Origin of the sequence: Halalkalibacillus sediminis (assembly GCF_002844535.1) — a bacterium.
Classification (GTDB): Bacteria; Bacillota; Bacilli; order Bacillales; family Alkalibacillaceae; genus Halalkalibacillus_A; species Halalkalibacillus_A sediminis.
Genome location: NZ_PJNH01000009.1, coordinates 1 through 286 on the forward strand (window position 1 = coordinate 1; position 286 = coordinate 286).

Annotated in this window: 2 rRNA genes; both read left to right on the forward strand. The window is 50.3% G+C overall.

Going from position 1 to position 286, the window contains the following annotated elements:
• Positions 1-84 (forward strand): 23S ribosomal RNA (locus CEY16_RS14990); the annotation flags it as partial.
• Between the two features lie 85 nt (positions 85-169).
• Positions 170-285: ribosomal RNA gene (gene rrf, locus CEY16_RS14995) — 5S ribosomal RNA — on the forward strand.
• The last annotated feature ends 1 nt before the right edge of the window (position 286 follow it).

Genomic DNA, 286 nt, shown 5'->3' on the forward strand with positions numbered 1-286 from the left:
GAGACGATGAGGTTGATAGGTCCGAGGTGGACGTGTGGTGACACATGGAGCTGACGGATACTAATCGATCGAGGACTTAACTTCAATATTTGCGGTAATGACGCTTTGGTTCGTGCTTGCGCTTTGATTCTTATCTAGTTTTGAAGGTGTATCAACAACTTCATACTTGTCCGGTGGCTATAGCAGAGAGGTCACACCTGTTCCCATGCCGAACACAGCCGTTAAGCTCTCTAGCGCCGATGGTAGTTGGGGTTCTTCCCCTGTGAGAGTAGGACGCTGCCGGGCA